18 protein-coding genes are annotated in these 16,856 nt (G+C 68.4%); 13 read left to right on the forward strand and 5 right to left on the reverse strand.

The window, feature by feature from the left end:
* The first annotated feature begins 24 nt into the window (after nucleotides 1-24).
* Both AC5WS7_RS08520 and AC5WS7_RS08525 read left to right on the forward strand, forming a co-directional pair.
* Nucleotides 25-1,110 carry an S-(hydroxymethyl)mycothiol dehydrogenase gene (locus tag AC5WS7_RS08520; protein ID WP_495953862.1) on the forward strand — a complete coding sequence of 362 codons (1,086 nt, stop codon included), beginning with the start codon at nucleotides 25-27 and terminating at the stop codon, nucleotides 1,108-1,110.
* Nucleotides 1,107-1,739 (forward strand): MBL fold metallo-hydrolase, encoded by a 633-nt coding sequence (locus tag AC5WS7_RS08525; protein WP_495953863.1) that lies wholly within the window; start codon nucleotides 1,107-1,109, stop codon nucleotides 1,737-1,739. Before AC5WS7_RS08520 ends, AC5WS7_RS08525 begins: the two co-directional genes overlap by 4 nt.
* Nucleotides 1,740-1,821: 82 nt before the next feature.
* Here the strand turns inward: AC5WS7_RS08525 and AC5WS7_RS08530 are convergent, their stop codons facing one another.
* The 4 genes from AC5WS7_RS08530 to AC5WS7_RS08545 form a co-directional block, all read right to left on the reverse strand.
* The gene (locus AC5WS7_RS08530; RefSeq protein ID WP_495954506.1) at nucleotides 1,822-3,066 is read right to left on the reverse strand and encodes a cytochrome P450; all 1,245 of its coding nucleotides are present in this window, start codon (nucleotides 3,064-3,066) and stop codon (nucleotides 1,822-1,824) included.
* Between the two features lie 250 nt (nucleotides 3,067-3,316).
* Nucleotides 3,317-3,892 (reverse strand): TetR/AcrR family transcriptional regulator, encoded by a 576-nt coding sequence (locus AC5WS7_RS08535; RefSeq protein ID WP_495953864.1) that lies wholly within the window; start codon nucleotides 3,890-3,892, stop codon nucleotides 3,317-3,319.
* Between the two features lie 19 nt (nucleotides 3,893-3,911).
* A complete protein-coding gene (locus tag AC5WS7_RS08540; protein ID WP_495953865.1) occupies nucleotides 3,912-4,460 on the reverse strand; it encodes a Cif family virulence factor in 549 nt (182 codons plus the stop codon).
* A gap of 235 nt (nucleotides 4,461-4,695) precedes the next feature.
* On the reverse strand, nucleotides 4,696-5,901 hold the full coding sequence (locus AC5WS7_RS08545) for a cytochrome P450 (protein ID WP_495953866.1): 1,206 nt from the start codon (nucleotides 5,899-5,901) through the stop codon (nucleotides 4,696-4,698).
* A gap of 265 nt (nucleotides 5,902-6,166) precedes the next feature.
* On the opposite strand from AC5WS7_RS08545, the gene AC5WS7_RS08550 reads away from it, so the two are divergent.
* The 4 genes from AC5WS7_RS08550 to AC5WS7_RS08565 all read left to right on the forward strand — a co-directional run bounded on the left by AC5WS7_RS08550 (nucleotide 6,167) and on the right by AC5WS7_RS08565 (nucleotide 9,200).
* Nucleotides 6,167-7,636, forward strand: a complete 1,470-nt coding sequence (locus tag AC5WS7_RS08550) for an aldehyde dehydrogenase (RefSeq protein WP_495953867.1) — start codon at nucleotides 6,167-6,169, stop codon at nucleotides 7,634-7,636.
* Nucleotides 7,637-7,775: 139 nt separating this feature from the next.
* A complete protein-coding gene (locus tag AC5WS7_RS08555) occupies nucleotides 7,776-8,654 on the forward strand; it encodes an SDR family NAD(P)-dependent oxidoreductase (protein ID WP_495953868.1) in 879 nt (292 codons plus the stop codon).
* Nucleotides 8,655-8,728: 74 nt separating this feature from the next.
* Nucleotides 8,729-8,998 carry a hypothetical protein gene (locus AC5WS7_RS08560; protein WP_495953869.1) on the forward strand — a complete coding sequence of 90 codons (270 nt, stop codon included), beginning with the start codon at nucleotides 8,729-8,731 and terminating at the stop codon, nucleotides 8,996-8,998.
* Nucleotides 8,999-9,053: 55 nt separating this feature from the next.
* Nucleotides 9,054-9,200, forward strand: a complete 147-nt coding sequence (locus tag AC5WS7_RS08565; protein WP_495953870.1) for a DUF1059 domain-containing protein — start codon at nucleotides 9,054-9,056, stop codon at nucleotides 9,198-9,200.
* A 448-nt stretch (nucleotides 9,201-9,648) separates the two neighbouring features.
* On the opposite strand, the gene AC5WS7_RS08570 is transcribed toward AC5WS7_RS08565, so the two are convergent.
* Nucleotides 9,649-11,028: an NAD(P)/FAD-dependent oxidoreductase gene (locus tag AC5WS7_RS08570; protein WP_495953871.1), complete on the reverse strand. Its 1,380-nt coding sequence runs from the start codon at nucleotides 11,026-11,028 to the stop codon at nucleotides 9,649-9,651.
* A 159-nt stretch (nucleotides 11,029-11,187) separates the two neighbouring features.
* Here AC5WS7_RS08570 and AC5WS7_RS08575 point away from each other — a divergent pair, with 159 nt between their 5' ends.
* The 7 genes from AC5WS7_RS08575 (at nucleotide 11,188) to AC5WS7_RS08605 (ending at nucleotide 16,849) form a co-directional block, all read left to right on the forward strand.
* Nucleotides 11,188-11,835, forward strand: coding sequence for a TetR/AcrR family transcriptional regulator (locus AC5WS7_RS08575; protein WP_495953872.1), 648 nt, complete (start codon nucleotides 11,188-11,190; stop codon nucleotides 11,833-11,835).
* Between the two features lie 218 nt (nucleotides 11,836-12,053).
* Nucleotides 12,054-12,296 carry a hypothetical protein gene (locus tag AC5WS7_RS08580; RefSeq protein WP_495953873.1) on the forward strand — a complete coding sequence of 81 codons (243 nt, stop codon included), beginning with the start codon at nucleotides 12,054-12,056 and terminating at the stop codon, nucleotides 12,294-12,296.
* 86 nt (nucleotides 12,297-12,382) lie between these two features.
* Nucleotides 12,383-13,723 carry a cytochrome P450 gene (locus AC5WS7_RS08585; RefSeq protein ID WP_495953874.1) on the forward strand — a complete coding sequence of 447 codons (1,341 nt, stop codon included), beginning with the start codon at nucleotides 12,383-12,385 and terminating at the stop codon, nucleotides 13,721-13,723.
* 46 nt (nucleotides 13,724-13,769) lie between these two features.
* Nucleotides 13,770-14,378 carry a TetR/AcrR family transcriptional regulator gene (locus AC5WS7_RS08590; protein ID WP_495953875.1) on the forward strand — a complete coding sequence of 203 codons (609 nt, stop codon included), beginning with the start codon at nucleotides 13,770-13,772 and terminating at the stop codon, nucleotides 14,376-14,378.
* A gap of 314 nt (nucleotides 14,379-14,692) precedes the next feature.
* A complete protein-coding gene (locus tag AC5WS7_RS08595) occupies nucleotides 14,693-15,145 on the forward strand; it encodes a hypothetical protein (protein ID WP_495953876.1) in 453 nt (150 codons plus the stop codon).
* A gap of 98 nt (nucleotides 15,146-15,243) precedes the next feature.
* Nucleotides 15,244-15,903, forward strand: coding sequence for a maleylpyruvate isomerase N-terminal domain-containing protein (locus AC5WS7_RS08600; protein ID WP_495953877.1), 660 nt, complete (start codon nucleotides 15,244-15,246; stop codon nucleotides 15,901-15,903).
* A gap of 127 nt (nucleotides 15,904-16,030) precedes the next feature.
* Entirely contained in the window at nucleotides 16,031-16,849 is an 819-nt protein-coding gene (locus tag AC5WS7_RS08605) for an SGNH/GDSL hydrolase family protein (protein ID WP_495953878.1), read from the forward strand.
* The last annotated feature ends 7 nt before the right edge of the window (nucleotides 16,850-16,856 follow it).

Below are 16,856 nucleotides of genomic sequence, written 5' to 3' on the forward strand. Positions count from 1 at the left end.
AACGCCGTGGGAAAGGTGGTGACGATGACCGAAACCGTCCGCGGTGTCATCGCTCGTGCAACCGGAGCGCCGGTCGAACTGGCCGACATCGTCATACCCGATCCCGGGCCGCACGAGGTCGTCGTGCGCGTGCAGGCCTGCGGCGTCTGCCACACCGATCTGACCTATCGGGAGGGCGGGATCAACGACGACTTCCCGTTCCTGCTCGGCCACGAGGCCGCGGGCGTCGTGGAACGCGTCGGCGATTCGGTGACGCACGTCGAGACCGGCGATTTCGTGATCCTGAACTGGCGCGCGGTGTGCGGCCGCTGCCGTGCGTGCCGGCGTGGCCGTCCCTGGTACTGCTTCGACACCTTCAACGCCGAGCAGAAGATGACCCTCACCGACGGCACCGAACTCACTCCGGCACTGGGCATCGGCGCGTTCGCCGACAAGACCCTGGTGCACGAGGGCCAGTGCACCGTGGTGGATTCCGCGACCGACCCCGCCGTCGCGGGTCTGCTCGGCTGCGGTGTGATGGCCGGGCTGGGCGCGGCGATGAACACCGGAAACGTCGGGCGCGGTGACAGTGTGGCCGTCATCGGCTGCGGCGGCGTCGGCGCGGCGGCCATCGCGGGCGCGCGCCTGGCGGGTGCGACCACGATCATCGCCGTCGATCGCGACGAGGCCAAGCTGACCACCGCGACCGAACTCGGCGCGACGCACACCGTCGCCGCGGCCACCGAGAACGCGGTCGAGCGAATCCAGCAGCTCACCAACGGTTTCGGCGCGGATGTCGTGATCGACGCGGTCGGCCGGCCGGAGACCTGGAAGCAGGCGTTCTACGCCCGCGACCTGGCCGGAACCGTGGTGCTGGTGGGTGTGCCCACCCCCGATATGCGGCTCGAGATGCCCCTGCTGGACTTCTTCTCGCACGGCGGCGCGCTGAAATCCTCCTGGTACGGCGACTGTCTGCCCGAACGCGATTTCCCGACGCTGATCGAACTGTACCGGCAGGGCCGCCTGCCGCTGGAGGCGTTCGTCTCCGAGCGGATCGGCCTGGACGCGGTCGAGGCGGCCTTCGCCACGATGAAGTCCGGTAAGGTGCTGCGTTCGGTGGTCACGCTGTGACTTCCGGCGCGCGCATCGAAAAGGTCGTCACCGCAGGCACTTTCGATCTCGACGGCGGCAGCTGGGAGGTCGAGAACAACATCTGGATCGCCGGGGACGACAGCGAGGTCGTCATCGTCGACGCCGCGCACGACGCGGCCCCGATCCTGGCGGCGGTCGGCGATCGCACGGTGCGCGCCATCGTGTGCACGCACGGCCACAACGATCACATCGGTGCGGCCCGGCAGCTCTCGGCGGAGACCGGAGCGCGGATTCTGCTGCATCCCGGCGACGAGATGCTCTGGCGGGTGGTGTATCCCGAACTGGATTTCGGCCCCCTGTCCGACGGCGAGCGGATTCCGGTGGCGGGCACCGAATTACAGGTCCTGCACACTCCCGGGCACTCCCCCGGATCGATCTGCCTGTGGGCGCCGGAGCTTGGTTCGCTGTTCAGCGGTGACACCCTGTTCCGGGGCGGGCCCGGCGCCACCGGACGCTCGTTCTCGGACTTCCCGACCATCATCGGCTCGATCCGCGACAAGCTGTTCGCGCTGCCTCCGGAGACCACCGTGCGGACCGGTCATGGCGATACCACCGAATTGGGCGCCGAGAGCCCGCATCTGGAGGAGTGGATCGCCCGCGGGCATTGATTCGCCCAGCGGCACGGCTCATCCCGAGTACGAGAGCGGGGCCCGAGCGAGAATCTCGCTCGGGCCCCGGCCGTTTCGCGGCTCAGGCGTACTTGACCTGCCAGTGCTTGATGCCGTTGATCCAGCCCGAACGCAGCCGCTCGGGTTCGGCGAGCTGGCTCAGATCCGGCATGGCATCGGCCAGGGCGTTGAACATGAGGTCGATCTCGAGCCGGGCGAGGTTCGCCCCGACGCAGTAGTGCGCCCCGGTGCCGCCGAAGGCCAGATGCGGATTGGGGTCGCGCAGGATGTCGAAGCGGAACGGCTCGTCGAACGCGTCCTCGTCGAAATTCGCTGAGCTGTAGAACAATCCGACCCGCTGCCCCTTGCGGATCTGCCGGCCGCCGAGTTCGGTGTCCTCGGTGGCGGTGCGCTGGAACACCGACACCGGCGTCGCCCACCGGACGATCTCGTCCGGCGCGGTGCGCGGGCGCTCACGCCGGTACAGCTCCCACTGGTCGGGATTGTCCACGAATGCCTTCATTCCGTGGGTGATGGCGTTGCGCGTGGTCTCGTTACCGGCCACCGCCAGCAGGATGACGAAGAATCCGAACTCGTCCGACCCCAGTCCCTCACCGTCGACGTCGGCGTGCACGAGCTGGCTCACGATATCGTCCAGGGCGTTCGCGCGGCGCTGCTCGGCCATGTTCCAGGCGTAGCCGAGGATTTCCATCGAGGCGTTCGACGCGGAATCGGTAGTGCTGGTGTCGCCGTATTCCGGATCGTCGTAGTTGAGCATCTGATTGGACCATTCGAACACCTTGCGGCGGTCCTCCTGCGGCACGCCGAGCAGTTCGGCGATCGCCTGCAGCGGCAGCTCACACGCCACCTGCTCGACGAAGTCGCCGCGGCCCTCCTGCTTGGCGGCGTGCACGATCGCCGCGGCGCGCTCGGTCAGCGCGGCACGCAGGCTCTCCACCGCGCGCGGGGTGAAGCCCTTGGAGATGATGCGGCGGATCTTGGTGTGCTTGGGCGGATCCATGTTCACCAGCAGCGCGCCGGTCAACTCGATCTGGTCGACGGTGACCTCACCGGGCAGCCGGATGATCGCGCCCTTCTGCTGCGAGGAGAACAGATCGGACCTGCGGGAGACCTCCTTGATGTCCTCGTGCTTGCTCACCACCCAGTAGCCGCCGTCGCGGAAGCCGCCGGACTGCTCGTCGCTCTGGGCGTTCCACCAGACCGGTGCGGTGCGGCGGAGCTCGGCGAACTCCCGGACCGGATTTCTGGTCTCCCACAGTGCGGGATCGGTGAAATCGAATCCTGCGGGTAGCGAGGGCGCGGACACTGCTGCCTCCTGGAAGGTCGACGTCGTCGTGGACCGGATATCGGCCGCGTCGGGGCTGGCCACCGCGGCACTGATCTACACCGCCCGAAGCGGTAGGAATTCATGTCCGAACACGTGGTGGACATGTGTCTGGACGCTACTACGGAAACCACTCCACGACAAGGTCGGATCCGGACTGATTTCGGTGCGCACAGACGAATGCGGCGCCCGCCGACCGGGCGGGCGCCGCGTCGGCGACTTCGCCGCCGGATCAGCCGAGCAGCCGGCGCGCACACGCCTCGAGCAGGTCGGCCACCTGCTCATAGGACAGATGCCCCATACCGCCGTGCAGCAGCGCACCCGAGTAGAGCACCTCGAGAATCGCGATGGTCTCGCGCTCGCCGGACCCCAGCGCCTCCCCCAGGCGCCTGCGGATCTCGCCCCCGATGCACACCCGCAGATGCTTCACGTCCGGATCCGCGCCCAGCAGCGCGCTGCTGACCGCACCGGCCAGCGCGGGCTCGTCGGCCACCAGCATCGACACCTGCCGCAACACCGCGACCGCGTGCGCCACCCGGTCCCCGCCGTCCACCCGCACCGGCGGCGCGGCGGCCAGGCGCCGCCAGAACACCTCGGCGATCAGATGCTCCTTGGAGGCGAAATAGGTGTAAGCGGTGGCCGTGCCGACCCCGGCCGCCGCGGCGACCAGCCGGATGGTCATCCCGGGATAGCCCTCCCGGGACAACACCTCGACCGCCGCCGCGGTCAGCCGCTCGACGGTGTCGGCTTGTTTCTCGGTCAGCCGCCGACGAGTGGCTTCCCGGCTGGTGGACACTTGTTCGGACATGCGTCTTTACTATACCCGCTCACCACAGCGGAACGGGCGCTTCGCCGATCTTGTACCAGCCCGGCAGCGGGCCCGAGGCGGTGCGCTCGATGCGCTTGCGCATGCCGTCCGAAAGCGCGTCGGCGGTGATCATCTCCATGAAAAGCGCGCTGACATTGCCGAAGTCGAAGAAGTCCCGCTGCCAGGACCACTGGAAATTGCCGCCGTAGCGGAACCAGCTGCCGCCGATGCCCTCCGGTGAGTAGTTCCGGCCGTCGGGGCGGGTCGCATCGCTGACCTGCTTCCACAGGCCGATGACGGTGCCGCTGCGGTCGTCGACGACGAATTCCTGATACGGGTAGGTCCATCCCTCCAGACCGTCCATCTCGAGGCCGATGGCGATATCGCGGATCTCCTGCCGGCCGACCGCCATGAATTCCTGTTTGGGACCGTAGTTCCAGCCGTAGGTGGCGTCCTCGGTGTAGTACTCGGCCAGCGGACGCCAATCGCCCGCGGCTTCGCAGTCCTTGTTGGCCTGTTCCCAGCGGGTGACCATCTCGTCGAGTTCTGCGCGATCGAATTTCGGCACGGCAGTGGACCTTTCATCGGGGGAGATCATGAATGTGTATACGAAGGTGTCGGTGTAGCGCCCGGAATTGCGCGAATCATTGTGGGCTGCTTGCCGATTCGGCGGTACGCTGCGGCGCTTCGGGTTGCACCTCGACCAGGGTCAGCGCACTGCCCCGGGGCGTGCCGATCGCCGCGGCCACATCCGAGGGGCGCAACAGGTACCGATGCCGGGCGAATCCCCGAAACGCGGCATCTCAGGCGACCTCCACCTGGACGGGCAGATGCGCGAAGCCGCGCACGTTGGTGGAGTGCACCCGCTCGATTCCGGTCTCGGCGAGGCCGTACCGGCGCACCCGCGCGCTGAACTCGCGCAGCGCGATGGTCGCCTCCAGCCGGGCCAGATGTGCGCCGAGGCAGAAGTGCACGCCCGCACCGAAACTCGCGAGATTGCCCTTGTCCGCGCGATCGATGCGGTACGTGTCGCCGTCGTCGAACACCTCGGAGTCGCGGTTGGCCGAGCCGATCAGCAGCAGTACCTTCGCACCCTCGGGAATCCTCTGCCCGTACATCTCGATATCGATTGCGGCGCTGCGGGCCACGAGCTGGCTCGAGGTGTCGTAACGCAGCGTCTCCTCGACCCAGTCCGGGACCAGTTCGGGCTCGGCCTGGACCTTGGCGTATTCGGCCGGATCGCGCCCGGCCCAGTACAGCGCGTTGCCGAGCAGTTTGGTGGTGGTCTCGTTCCCGGCGACGACCATCAGGAACATGAACCCGATGATCTCCTCGGCCGACAGTCGGTCACCATCGATCTCGGCGTCCAGCAACGCGGAGGTCAGATCCTCGGTCGGATTCGACCGCCGGGCCTCGACCATCTCGCTGTAATAGGTGATCAGCGACAGCGCCGCCTCGATCGCGGGCACGGGAACGTCGAGCACGCCCTCGTCCCGGTGCACCACCAGATCCGCGAGCCGGCGGACCTCGGCGCGATCGGATTCGGGGACGCCCATGAGTTCGGAGATCACGTCCATGGGCAGTTTCCCGGCGAAATCCTCGATCCAGTCGAAACTCCCGCGATCGAGCGCGGGTTCCAGATGTTCCAGGGTCAGCTCTCGGATCCGGGCGTCCATCTCGGTGACGCGCCGCGGCGTGAACCCCTTGTAGACCAGCCGGCGCATGCGCACGTGCCGCGGATCGTCCATGGCCAGGAACGACATGGTCTTGTGCGCGTGCGGCCCCCACGCGGCCGGATCCAGCGACACCCCCATCGCGCTCGACAACCGCACATTGTCCCGGAATCCGGTGATCACGTCCGCGTGCCGGGACAACGCCCAGAACCCCAGGTCCGGGTTGTGATACAGCGGCGCATCGGCACGCAGGCGCGCATAGGTCGGGTACGGGTCGTCGTGGAACCGATAGTCGTACGGATCGAACGTGAACGGCTCCAACGAGGCCGATGTCATTACGCATACCTCCAATCGTGAACGCGCGCCTTCGGAAGCCGGACTTCGATCCGAATCCCGAGAGACACATAGCTGGACATGTGTCTGGACGGTATCATCGACACCAGCTCGCCACAACGGGCAGCCTGGAGTTCAGCTGCCGCTCGATCGTGGAGGCTCCGGCGAAATGCCCGCGCAGGTGGGGGTTTCCGGGCGCTCCTTGCATCCGGTCGGTAAACCGAATTATATTCCGAACACCTGTCCAGACATGCATCGGAGATGACAGATGAACGGTCTCGTCCCAGCGGACGGCACTCCCCTGCTGATCGGCGGCAAACTGGTCCCCGGCGGGTCGGGCGTCTTCGCGACGATCAATCCCGCCACCGAAGAGGTACTCGGCCACGCCGCCGACGCCTCGCCCGAGGATATGGATGCGGCCATCGCCGCGGCCCGGGCAGCGTTCGACGATACCGACTGGTCCCGCGATCACGCCTTCCGCGCCCACTGCGTCCGCCAGCTGCGCGACGCGATGCGGGCCCATATCGACGAACTGCGCGAGATCACCGTCGCCGAGGTCGGCGCGCCGGTCATGCTCACCAGCGGCCCCCAGCTCGAAGGTCCGGTCGGCGATCTGTCCTTCGCCGCAGATCTGGCCGAAAACTACAGCTGGACAACGGATCTCGGCATCGGCGAGACGATGGGCATCTCCAGCCGCCGGACCATCCGGCGTGAGGCGGTGGGCGTCGTCGGGGCGATCACGCCGTGGAACTTCCCGCACCAGATCAACCTCGCCAAGATCGGCCCGGCCCTGGCCGCGGGCAATACCGTCGTCCTCAAGCCCGCGCCCGATACGCCGTGGTGCGCCGCGGTGCTCGGCAAGCTGGTCGTCGAGCACACCGACATTCCGGCCGGTGTGCTCAATATCGTCACCTCGCAGGATCATTCGCTCGGCGCGAGGCTCGTGGAAGACCCGCGGGTGGACATGATCACGTTCACCGGATCCACCGCTACCGGGCGCGCGGTGATGGCCGGGGCGGCGGCGACGCTCAAGCGCACCTTCCTCGAACTGGGCGGCAAATCCGCCTCGATCGTCCTCGACGATGCCGATATCGCGGGCGCGGCGAGCTTCACCGCCTTCTCGGTCGCCGTGCACGCGGGCCAGGGCTGCGCCCTGACCACCAGACTGGTGGTGCCGCGAGCGTCCTACGACGATGCGGTCGCCGCCGCGGCCAAGGCCATGGCCGGGCTGGGCGCGGGTGATCCGGCCAACCCCGGAACCATCTGTGGCCCATTGATTTCCGCGCGTCAGCGCGAGCGGGTACAGGGCTATCTGGACAGTGCGCTGCGCGAGGGAGGGCGCTTCGCGACCGGCGGCGGGCGGCCGGCGGATCGCGACCGCGGTTTCTTCATCGAGCCGACCGTCATCGCCGGACTGGACAACTCCGCCACCGTCGCGCAGGAGGAGATCTTCGGTCCGGTACTGGTGGTGATCGCACACGACGGCGACCAGGACGCGGTGCGCATCGCGAACGAATCCCCGTACGGCCTCTCGGGGGCGATCTGGGGCACCGACCAGGAGCGCGTCGAGCGAGCGGTGGCGGGGGTGCGGACCGGCACGCTCGGCGTCAACGGCGGCCAGTGGTACAACGCCGACGCCCCGTTCGGCGGTTACAAGCAGTCCGGTATCGGCCGGGAGATGGGCGTGGCCGGTTTCGAGGAGTACCTCGAGACCAAGCTCGTCGCCACGCCCGCCTGAGACGTTCGCCGGTTCGATGCCGGAACCGGTTCGCCGGTTCCGGCATTCGGTGCTCGCGGGCCGCGCGAGAGGCCCCTTACATCCTTGTCTCGCAACGCTATTCGCCCGGGACAGCAGCCGGGACGGTGAGGAGCCGGATATGACCGATACATCTCTGCTCGCGGGCCGCGGCGCGGTCGTCGCAGGCGGTGGCAGCGGCGTGGGGCGGGCGGTCGCCGAACTGCTCGCCGCGCACGGCGCGGGCGTCGTGGTGAACTCGCGCACCGAGGAGTCGGTGCGCGAGGTCGCCGAGACCATCATCGGCGCGGGCGGGCGCGCGGTGGGCATCGCCGGTTCGGCCGCCGACGAGCAGATCGCCGGAACTCTGATCGCCACTTGCGCCGAGACCTACGGCGGCATCGACATCCTGATCAACTGCGCCGGAATCGCAGAACCGCGCCGATCCTCGATTCTCGATGTGAGCGGCGAGGATTGGCGCACGCTGCTGGATTCGCACCTGTCCACGGTGTTCCACACCTGCCGCGCCGCCGCACCGCAGATGGCCGCGCGCGGCGGCGGTTCGATCGTCAACACCGGATCGTTCGCCTACCTCGGCGATTACGGCGGCACCGGCTATCCGGCCGGTAAGGGTGCGGTGACCAGCCTGAGCCTGGCGATGGCCGCGGAACTGAAGCAGTCCGGGGTGCGGGTCAACGTCGTGTGCCCCGGGGCGAAGACGCGGCTGTCGACCGGCCCGGACTACGAGCAGCACATTCGCGACCTGCACCGGCGCGGTCTGCTCGACGAGGTCACCATGCAGGGCTCGCTCGACGCGCCGCCGCCGGAGTACGCCGCGGCCCTGTACCTGTTCCTCGCCTCCGACGCCGCCCGCGCGGTCACCGGCGAGATCTTCATCGCCGCAGGGGGTTTCGTCGGCACCTTCGCCCGGCCGGCGATGACCGCGATCGGCTACCGCGATCACGCCCGGCAACCGCCCTGGTCAATCGCGGAACTGGGCTCGCTGTTCGAGCAGCGGTGACGGGCCGCGCGAGTGACGAGGCCGACAGTCACCCGTGTTGTCTGCACCCGCCGCCCGGACTAGTATTCAGACACATGTACAGCCACCTGTACGAGGCGGAGCATTCCACTTCACGATCCGAGGCCGAGCCAACCGACGTCGCGGGACTCACCGCGCGCTCCGAAGCTCAGGTCCGCCTGCGCCTGCGGGCGGCACTCGGGCCGGAGGCGGATCCGGCCGCCATCGAACGCCTCGAGGCCCTCTACACGACCGCAGTGCTCAGTGCCGCACAGGGATACGCGGCCCTGACCGACGGGGCCCGGTCGATCGACGATGTGGCGCGTCGCATACTGAATCGGCACTGAGATCGACGGCGCCGTCCCGCACGGTCGGCTCCGCATCGCGAAAGGAAGCGATTCCATGAAGACACGACTCAACTGCCCGTGCGGGGAGTACATCCGCGGCACGGACGAGGACGATCTGGTCCAGAAGACGCAAGCGCACCTCGCCGAGAAGCACCCCGATCACAACTACAGCCGCGACGAGATCCTCTTCATCGCCTACTGATTCGACAGCATCGGTGTCCGGCCGCCGCCGGGCCGCCCCCAGGGGACGACCCGGCAGGCAGTGCCGCAGCCACCTACCACCCTCGGTCACCGGACGCACCCCCGGCCGCCATCCCAGCACAGTCGCATCCGAGCGCAGGTCGTGCGAGGCGCGGTTTGTGCCCCACAGCGGACCTGATCAGCGAGCTGCGCATCGAATTCGGACTGCCGAAGGAGCGCGCCGCCGAAAAGGTGCCGGGTGCACCGTGGAATCGCTCACCCACCTCTCGGCCGCGTCGTCGTCCCGGCCGGATCGACCCGTCCAGTTCACCAACGCCGATGACACACCCGAGCGCTGGTATCCGACCGGCCGAGCCGCGGTGGATGACGGTGCCGGTGCAGTTCTCCCGGCGTCCAGGGTCGCTAGTCTCCGGCGGCAGCATGCCCGAGACGGACTCGGTCGACTCGGCCTACGAATATGTCCGAGCAAGAACAGGTTTCGCTGGCGTACCAGTCAGCGGGGGTAGGCCCGCGTAATGTGCGCGGCTGCGCTCGCACCGCTCGATGAGCGTATCGCGGGCCTCCAGGGCGATGGCGCCGAGCGCGGCCTGCCGATCGCCGGTGTGCCGCAGGGCTCCGGCGGCGAGCAGGAGTTTGCGGCCCGGATCGATCATGTGACGCGGGGCGCGCACCCGCGAGATCGTCTCCATGACCGCGACGGCCAGCGCCGGGTCGCCCGCGGCCGCCCGATACAGCTCGATCTCCAGCGGGTTCATCGCGGTGCCGCGGGCCAGACGATTGGTGTACTGGTAGATCTCCAGGCAGTCCGTCTCGCGGCGCAGCTCCCACTCGGCCAGCCGCCGGTCCAGCGCGACCGGATCGTCGAGTACGGCGGCGGTGGATTCGCCGAGCAGTCTGCCGTACCGCAGGGCGTCGCGAATACCCTGCGCGGTCACCGGATCCTTGAAGTGACCGGCGTCGCCGGGCAGCGCCCAGCCGGGCCCGGAGGATCGCCGGAAATACGAGGCGATGTCCACCGCCGAGCGCACTCGCCCGCGCAGCGTGCATCCAGCCAATCGTGTTGCCAGACCGGGTATTTCGGCGATCATTTCGCGATAGGACCGTTCGGCGCGGCCGACGCCGCGCGGCGCGGTCGGTGCCGGTGGCTGGATCAGACACAGCACCAGGCCGTCGTCGCACGGGAACGCGGTGCCCAGCAACTGCCCGGCTCGCCACTGCGCGGCGATCGAGCGATCCTGCTCCCGCGCGTCTTCCCAGTAGCCGTAGCAGCAGGCCCGTCCGCTGGCCGAGCGCCGATAGGGCGAGGCGGCGCCGACCAGTCCGGCGACGGTGCTGCGCCGTCCGTCCGCACCGACGACGAGGCGAGCGCGGATCTCGTGCGCGGTTCCGTCGCGATCGTGATACCGCACGCCGCGGGCGCGCCCGTTCTCCCACAGCAGTTCATCGACCCGGGCCCGCTCGCGCAGTTCGGCGCCCGCCGCGCGGGCCGTATCCACCAGTGCCGCATCCAATCCCACGCGTCGCACGCACATCGAGTAATCGATGCCGCCGTACGCGGTGAACGGCGCGGCCACGGTGTGACCGGCGCCCACCGCCATCCCGGTGGTCAGCGGCGGCGCGCCCAGTGCGCGGACCCGTTCGAGCGCGCCGAGCCGGCGCAGTTCGAACACCCCGGAGGACCACAGCAGATGGGTGGACAGCGTATCGGACGGAAACGAGGAACTGTCCAGGCCGATCACCCGGCGGCCGGCGCGTGCGAACGCGATGGCGGCTGCCGTTCCGGCACAACGGGTTCCGACGATCACGACGTCGGTCTGTTCTGCGCCCACGACGCCTCCCAGCAATACGGGACACTATGTTCGGACACTATGTCCTATCAAGCAGGATGAGAGGTCGGCGCAATGATGTCAAGCAGCCCGGAATCGACATCGCCGCCGATCTCTGCGGCACAATGGCCGCATGTTCGCACCACTCGGAATCGACCGCCGATGCCCTCGCTGACCCGGACATCCCGGGCGCGCGGGCAGCGGGACGGACATCGGGAGGCCATCGAACACCGCGTGCTGGCCGCGGTCGACCGGCTGCTGTCCGACGGGACCGCCTTCACCGAGATCGCCGTCCAGCGCATCGCCGGTGAGGCGGATATGGCGCGGTCCACCTTCTACCGGTATTTCCCGGACAAGAGCAGGCTGCTGATCCGCATGGCCGAACTCGCCACCGCCGATTTGTTCGGCACCGCCGAGCGCTGGTGGTCCCAGGACCACTCCGAGGGCGAACCGGGCGTGTGCGCGGCGATGCGCGCGATGATCGGCGGCGCTCGCGCGCACGGACACCTGCTGCAGGCCCTGATCGAGGTCGCCGCCTACGACCGGGAGGTCGGGGCGTACTGGCAGGGACGGATCGCCCGCTTCATCGCCGTGGTGTCCGACCGGCTGCTCCGGGAGAAGGAACGCGGCCGCATCGACGCCTCGATCGACCCTGCCTCGACCGCGATCGTCCTGACCGCCATGGTCGAACGCTCCATCCAGTACGCGTTTTTCGCCACCCCCGCGCCCGATGACGATGTCCTGGCCCGCACCCTCGGCCGCACCATCTGGCTGACCGTCTACGGCGAGCGCGCCACGCCCGCGAGCTGAGTCATCCGCGCACCGCGCATACCCCGCGGATCACGCCGGTTACCCCGGTCGTGATGTCAGCGTGCACCAAGTCGGAGCACGGGATGCTGTGACCTGCCAGAACAGAGTGCTGAAACCTGTTCACCGCGGGCCGTCGAATTTACCGTGGAATGCGTCGCCGTCGCTTCGAGGATCCGTCGTCCGGGTCGTTCGGGAGCGCGATGCAAAGGAGCATGCACATGACGGGCACGACATATCCCGCCGACGGCAACTGCGCGTGCAGTGACCGACCGACCCGCAGGGTCATCGTGTATTTCGAGAATTCCGGCGCCACAGGCGATCTCGTCCTCGAATACGCGGCAACATATGCCGAGGCGTGCGAATTCGCCTCCGCGGCGGTGCGCAGCGGTTTGGCCGTCACGGTGGATCGCAAGATCCGGCCCGATCTGCGCCCGCTGCCCTGCCGCCGCCTCTGGCGCTAGCCGGCACCGTAATCCTTGCCATATTGCGGTACGGGCGCGTACCGTGCTTCTGGTACACAGACGTACCACGGTGGGAGGGGTCACGGATGACCACAGTGAGACTGCCCGGCGGACCGACATCTCCGGGCATCGTGCAGATCCTGGAGATCCTGGCCGGACGTACGCGCGCCTGGCGACGCCTGCGCGATCGCTACGGCTCGGCGTTCACCGTCACCACCCCGCGGCTGGGGCGGATGGTCGTACTGTCCGATCCGGCCGAGGTGAAGGCGCTGTTCACCGCGGGTCCGGAAGTGGCCGACAATATCGACGTGAATCTGGGCCAGTTCCTCGGACCCGGCTCGCTGTTCTCACTCAGCGGTGAAGAGCACCGCAAACAGCGCAAATTGCTCACCCCGCCGTTCCACGGCCGCCGGCTGGCGGTGTACGAGGAGATGATCGAGCAGGAGACGGTCCGGGAGATGGCCACCTGGCCCTCGGGCCGCGAATTCGCCACCATGGACTCGATGATGCGGATCACCCTCAACGTGATCCTGCGCGCGGTCTTCGGTGCCGACGGCGCGGAATTCGACCAGCTGCGCCGGGTACTGCCCAAGATCGTGCTACTCGGGTCGGCCTTGGCCGCATTCCCGGTGCCGCGAAACTTCTTGGGGCGCTTCGGTCCCTGGGCACGGTTCGCCGTGCACCGCCGCCGCTACGACCGGATCGTGGACCGGCTGATCGATCGCGCCGAAGCGGCGGGACTCGACGGCCGCGACGACGTTCTGGCGATGATGCTCCAATCCCGCTACGACGACGGCACGGCGATGACCCGCAGCGAGATCGCCGACGAGTTGCTCACCCTGCTCACGGCCGGTCACGAGACCACCGCGACCACCCTCGCCTGGACCGTCGAGCGGCTGCGCCGCCATCCGGACGTGTTGCGCCGCTTGGTTTCCGAGGTGGATGCGGGCGGTTCGGAACTGCGTGAGGCAACCCTGCTCGAGATACAGCGGGTGCGACCGGTGATCGATGCGACGGCCCGGCAGATCCGCGTCGACTCACTGCAATTGGGCCGGTGGACCCTGCCCAAGGGGCAGAACGTGCTGATCAGCATTCGGCTGATGCACGACAACGAGGACCTCTTCCCCCGGGCGCGCACCTTCGATCCGGATCGGTTCCTCGGCGCACGGCCGGGCACCTTCAGCTGGATTCCGTTCGGCGGCGGCACGCGCCGCTGCATCGGGGCGGCCTTCGCGACGTTGGAGATGAACGTCGTATTGCGCACGCTGCTGCGGGATTTCACGCTCGAGACCACCGACGCGCCCGATGAGCGCCCGCACTTCCGCGGCGTGGCACTGGCTCCCGGCCGCAAGGGCCGCGCGGTGGTGCACCGCCGCGCCGTCGGAACGCCGGTCACCACCGTCGCGCAGGCCGAGGCCACTGCCTGAGCACCGGTCGCGCGGGACGGCGCGGGCAAACACTACGCTCGGTACGGTGACCCCCGCCGAGCCCGCCTCCAGCCCCGCCGCCGCGGGAGAGCCCGGATTCCGGCGGCGCCTGCTGGACGGTATGGCCGAAACGGTGCGCAGGCACGGCTACCGGGAGGCCACCGTCGCCGACGTGGTCCGCGAGGCCCGTACCTCACGCCGGACCTTCTACGAGCATTTCAGCAGTAAACAGGACTGTTTCATCGAACTGCTGGCCGAACGCAACAGCGATACGATCCGGCAGATCTACGCCGCCGTCGACCCGTCGGCTCCCTGGCGCACGCAGGTCCGGCAGGCGATCGAGGCGTGGATCGCCGCCTCTCAGCACGACCCGTCCATCACCCTGGCCTGGATTCGCGATATCCCCGCCCTCGGCGACGATGCCCGCGAACTACATCGCGCGACCGGTGAGGCGTTCGTCGCGCTGATCCGAAACCTCACCGCCACACCGCAATTCCAATCCGCCGAACTGCATCCGCCCTCGCGGGCGATGGCGACGATCCTCTACGGCGGCTACCGTGAACTCATCGCCTCCACCGTCGAATCGGGTGGCGACATCTCCGAGATAGTCGACGTAGCGGTGGAAACCGCGATCGCGCTCATCGGACCACGCTGAGATACGGCGGATCGACTCCGGCGCGATCGACACGTCCGGGACCGGCAGCCGATTCGACCGGGCTGACCGCCGCCCTCAGCGAGACGCCGATCCGGTTGATCATCGCCGATCGCCGCTCGATCCCGCCGGGCGCGGTGGCGAAACATCCCGCGCCACAATGGCTATCGCCGATCAGCCGGCTGCTCGTCCAGTAGCGGGAAATACCGTTGGCGACCCGGTGACCGCACCGGGTAGCATTCGCGCCCAGCTTGTTTCGAATCGAATTCTCGGATCGCGCACGGCGAGTCGCCGGGCGCGAGGGTAGGGGTGATCGGATGACGAATCCTGGTGCGCTGCAAGGTGTTCCCGCACAACACCAGTCCTGGGCGCCGCAGCAGCAACCGGCGCTGTACTGCCGGCACTGCGGCGCGACTCCGGCTGCGGCGGTGGATATCCGCGGACATCGCGGCTTCATCGTCTTCATGCAGTTCCTTCGGATGTCCGGACCGTTCTGCCGCGACTGCGGACTGGCCACCTACCGGCGGATGACACTGGAGAACGTCTGGCTGGGCTGCTGGGGTCCGATGTCGATGTTCATCAATCCGCTGACGATGCTGATCAATCTGATCGCCTACAACAGCATCGCCAAGCTCGCGCCGCCGATTCCGGGTATGCCGGGCCGCCCGCTGGATCCGGGCAAACCGCTGTTCCAGCGCCCCGCGGCGCTCGGATTCCTGCTTCCGATCGCCGCATGGTCCCTGATCCTCACCGCCATGGTGATCGGCTAGAGGTAGCACGTGCACTCGGCGCCCCCGGCCCGAAATCTCCGGTTCGCCGGGTCCGCAAACGCCTCACACCGCACGCGCCGCACTGCTAGCTTGCGGCCGTGGATGATCTCTTCTCACGATCGTGGGCGGCCCTGCGCGCCACCGTCGCAGAACTGCACGACGAGGATTTCGCACTGCCGTCCGGATGTACCGGATGGCTGGTGCGAGATCTGGTGTGCCACTTGCTCATCGGCGCTCAGGACATTCTGATCACACTGGTCACGCCCGCCGAGGGCGCACCCACGCGCACGGCTCTGACCTACTGGGACATCGACACCCGCACGCCCACCGGGGACCATCCGCTCGATGCGCTGATCGTCCGGCTGGCCGCGGCGTACCGGGAGCCGCAACTGCTCAAACTCCATTTCGACGATGTCTGCTCGGCCGCCGGCCGGGCGGCCGGACTCGCCGATCCGGACCGGTGCGTCGCCACCCGCGGCGAGGTGCTCACCACCGCCGACTATCTCGACGCCTACGTGCTGGAGTGGACCCTGCACCACCTGGATCTGGTCGCGCAGCTGCCGGGCGAGCCCGAGCCACCGGCCGACCTGCTGGCCCACGCACGCCGGATGCTCGAGCAGATCACCGGGGCGACGTTCCCGCCCGTGCTGTCGGATCGGGACGCGCTGTTGATCGGCACCGGACGTCGCGCACCCAGTGACAGCGAACACACCGCTCTGGGCGAGATGGCCGGAAGGCTACCCTTCGTCCTGGGCTGAGTGAACAGCCGACCAACCAGCGGGACAGGTACCGGCCGTTGGTGTATCTATTGAATGTTCCCGTCCCTGAACACCCGGATCGCTCGACGCCGAGCCCCGCGCGTCGCACCGATCCCGGAGGCCGAGCATGACCAGGTCGAGTCCCTCTCGAACACCGCAGTTCACCCGCTACGTCGCGCTCGGCGATTCGCAGACCGAGGGGGTCGGCGATCCCGACGGCAGCGGCGGACTACTGGGCTGGGCGGACCGCCTCGCACAGGTGCTCGCCCGGCTGTACCCGAGCCTCGACTACGCCAACCTGGCCGTTCGCGGCCGGTGCGCGGGCCAGATCAGGGCGGAGCAGCTCACTCCGGCACTGGCGATGAAGCCCGATCTGGTGTCCGTGGTCGCCGGGATGAACGATCTGCTGCGGCCGCGGTTCGACCGCGACGCCGTGCTCGCCGAGATCGAGAGCATGTTCGCGGCGTTCGCCGCCATCGGCGCCCAGGTGGTCACCTTCACCTTCCCCGATATCGGCGCGGTCGCCCCGCTGGTGCGGCCACTGTCCGGGCGCGTGCGGGAGATGAACGTCGCGCTGCGCGCCGTCGCGGCGCGGCATCGAGTCACCGTGATCGATTTCGAACCCGTGCCCGCCACCACCGACCGGCGGGTGTGGACCGATGACCGCTTGCATCTGAACCCGCTCGGCCACGAACTGGTCAGCCGCGCGGTCGCCGACGGGCTCGGGCTCCCCGGCGCGGACGGCACCTGGCGCACCGCGCTGCCACTGGATCCGAATCCGCGTCGGCCGGCTGTACTCGGTGAGGAACTACGCTGGGCCACAAGGCATCTCATCCCCTGGGTGGGCCGCCGCATCCGTGGCGTCTCCTCGGGCAACCGGCTCGGCGCCAAACGCCCCGAGTTGCTTCCGGTGAGCTGGCCGCGAGCGACGAACTTCGCGAAATGACGGTGTG

The organism is Nocardia sp. PLKS1-43 (assembly GCF_059510335.1).